At 66.7% G+C, this 2,802-nt stretch carries 3 protein-coding genes, 1 tRNA gene and 1 pseudogene; 3 read left to right on the forward strand and 2 right to left on the reverse strand.

Annotation, left to right across the window (positions count from 1 at the left end; translation table 11 throughout):
* The 3 genes and pseudogenes from ACLP25_RS01850 to ACLP25_RS01860 all read left to right on the forward strand — a co-directional run.
* Nucleotides 1-195 (forward strand): annotated as a pseudogene (locus ACLP25_RS01850) (acetyl-CoA C-acetyltransferase); the annotation flags it as partial.
* Nucleotides 192-1,331, forward strand: a complete 1,140-nt coding sequence (locus ACLP25_RS01855; RefSeq protein WP_442467545.1) for an acyl-CoA dehydrogenase family protein — start codon at nt 192-194, stop codon at nt 1,329-1,331. The pseudogene ACLP25_RS01850 and the gene ACLP25_RS01855, both read left to right, overlap by 4 nt.
* 112 nt (nt 1,332-1,443) lie before the next feature.
* A tRNA-Pro gene (locus ACLP25_RS01860) sits at nt 1,444-1,520 on the forward strand.
* A 307-nt stretch (nt 1,521-1,827) separates the two neighbouring features.
* On the opposite strand, the gene ACLP25_RS01865 is transcribed toward ACLP25_RS01860, so the two are convergent.
* Both ACLP25_RS01865 and ACLP25_RS01870 read right to left on the reverse strand, forming a co-directional pair.
* Nucleotides 1,828-2,295, reverse strand: coding sequence for a hypothetical protein (locus ACLP25_RS01865; RefSeq protein ID WP_442467546.1), 468 nt, complete (start codon nt 2,293-2,295; stop codon nt 1,828-1,830).
* A partial coding sequence (locus ACLP25_RS01870) for a hypothetical protein (RefSeq protein ID WP_442467547.1) occupies nt 2,292-2,802 on the reverse strand: 511 nt, incomplete at its 5' end. The genes ACLP25_RS01865 and ACLP25_RS01870, both read right to left, overlap by 4 nt.

The raw sequence follows: 2,802 nt of genomic DNA on the forward strand, positions 1-2,802 counted from the left end.
GAATTGGGGCTGCCGCACGATCACGTCAACGTCCACGGCGGCGCCTGCGCGCTCGGCCATCCGATCGGCGCCTCGGGAGCGCGGATCATCGTGACGCTGATTGCGGCGCTGAAGCAATATGGCCAAAAGAAAGGCGTCGCCAGCTTGTGCATCGGCGGGGGCGAGGCGACCGCGATCGCCCTGGAGGCTGCATGATCCCGACCGAAGAGCAGGCGACGATCCGCGACATGGCGCGACGCTTCGCCGAAGAAAGGCTCGCCCCGAACGCCGCCGCCTGGGACCGCGAGCACGCCTTTCCCCGCGATGCGCTCCGGGAAATGGGCGAACTCGGCTTTATGGGCATGACCGTGCCTGCGGAGTGGGACGGCGCCGAGACGGATTATGTCTCCTACGCCTTGGCAGTGATCGAGATCGCCGCCGGCTGCGGCGCGGTCTCGACCATCATGAGCGTCCACAACGGGGTCGGCTGCATGCCGATTCTGACCTTTGGCGACGACGAGCAGCGCGAACGGTTCTTGAAGCCGATGGCCCGTGGCGAGACAATCGGCTGCTTCTGCCTGACGGAGCCGAGCGCCGGCTCGGACGCCGCGTCGATCCGCACGCGGGCGCGGCGCGACGGCAACGCCTCCTACGTCATCTCCGGCTCCAAGCAGTTCATCACCTCGGGCAAGAACGGCCACGTGGCGATCGTCTTCGCCGTCACTGACCCGAATGCCGGCAAAAAGGGCATCTCCGCCTTCATCGTGCCGACCGACACGCCGGGCTTCGTCGTCGCCAAGGTCGAGGACAAGCTCGGTCAGCATGCTTCCGACACCTGCCATATCGTGTTCGAGGACATGGGGGTGCCGGCGAGCCAGCGGCTCGGGGAGGAAGGGCAGGGGCTGAAAATCGCGCTCGCCAACCTCGAGGGCGGGCGCATCGGCATTGCCGCGCAGGCGGTCGGCATGGCGCGCGGCGCCCATGCGGCGGCTTTGTCCTACGCCAAGGAGCGCATCCAGTTCGGCAAGCCGATCATCGAGCATCAGGCCGTGGCGTTCCGCCTCGCCGACATAGCGACGCAAATCGAGGCGGCCGAGCAGCTCACGCTGCACGCCGCGTCCTTGCGCGACGCCAAGCGGCCGTGCCTCAAGGAGGCGTCGATGGCGAAGCTGTTCGCCTCCGAGACGGCGGAGCGGGTGTGCTCGGACGCTATCCAGATCCACGGCGGCTACGGCTATCTCGCCGACTATCCGGTCGAGCGCATCTACCGCGACGTGCGGGTCTGCCAGATTTACGAGGGCACGAGCGACATCCAGCGGCTGGTGATTTCGCGGGCGCTGGCGACGGGGTAGGGCTCGTCTAGCCGCGCTCGCTGAGCGCGGCGGCGCGATCACAGCGAGCGCGCCTAAAACGAGCGCCATCCTTGTCCGCGCGACGCGCTCATGTTAGCCACTGCGCGGAACTCGGGGTATAGCGCAGCCCGGTAGCGCGGAAGTTTTGGGTACTTCAGGTCGCCGGTTCGAATCCGGCTGCCCCGACCAGACACCCTAACGTGCAACTATATCAAAGACTTAGTCGGCATTTTGGGATGCATTCTAGGCCACGGTTTAGGCCAAGCGCTAGGCCACCACGGTGAAAAAAAAGAGAGGGGAGGATCACTCCTCGCCCTCACTACTCCGTGGCTGTCATTCTTGATGCGGTTCTGCCGCTGGGGAGCGGAGCGAGAGGGTCTCCGGGATGACCGCCCCGGCCGCGACACGAGCGGCTCGCTTGGTGGCCCGCTGCGCGGCCTTCTTCAACCGCTCTCGCCCATGCCCCCGCCGTGGGGTGATGCTCTACGCCGGGTCATCAGAGCCCCGGCCTTGTTGCTGGTCGAGTCGCGTCGTGACCCATCGGGTGCACCCACGATCCAACCTGAGGACGGCTGTGGAGAACGTCGCCGGCCCTGTAGTGGTTGAACCGACCGGTCGCCTCAAGGACCCCTTCACGAACAGCCTCGTCAACCGTCAGCGTGACGTGGCCGAAGCTAATGTGGGTGGCGATCTCATCCCCTCCCTCGGTGAAGGCGCGGGAGATGGTGACTGCCTTGGGCAGAAGGATCCGGTCTTGGCCGATGTCGAGGGCTAGGGAGCGGATGTGTGAAGGCAAGCTGGGAGTGGGAGAGGCCGCAAGCGCAGCCCCTCCTCTCATCTCCATGATCGCGGTCGCGAATGCGCGGCCTTGAGCGTAGCCCCGCTCGAACGCATCCGTGCGGGCTCGCTCTCTGGCCTGCTCCTCAGCCCTCCGCTTCACCGGGTCGGCTGGCAGCAGGCTCATCGGCGCGAGGCCTGCTTGAACTCAGCGAGCAGCGCATTGTACGCGCGTGGGTCCTGCTGGGTCACATGGCGCACCATGGCCATCTTGAGCGCGTCGCCTCGCTGCTGCTGAGCCCATGCGGTGAAGTCGCCAGAGGCCACACCGGCCTTCGCCGCGTGCCGCTCGAACTGCTGCCCGTAGGCCGCCATGGCCTTCTGCATCACGCTAGAGACGATCGAGGGGTCGGCGTTCAGCTGCTGGGAGGCTTCCCGGACGTCAGGGCTCATGGCCCCGGCGGTCGCAATCTCCTCCACGGCCCGCGCCGTGAGGCTGGGGGAGACCCCGTGCTTGAACACAGCTGCGCTCCCGTCGTCATCGAGTGGCGTATGGGTTTCGGTGGGGGCAGCCTGGGCAGCGGTAGCGTGGTCCGCCTCACGGGCAGCCTGGGCAGCGGCAGTGTGTCCCGCCTCACCTGCCTGCGTGTTCACGTAGCCGCCCTGAGGGTTCTTCGCGAGGTAGCCTAAGCCG

It is taken from the genome of Roseiarcus sp., assembly GCF_052145395.1.
Classification (GTDB): Bacteria; Pseudomonadota; Alphaproteobacteria; order Rhizobiales; family Beijerinckiaceae; genus Roseiarcus.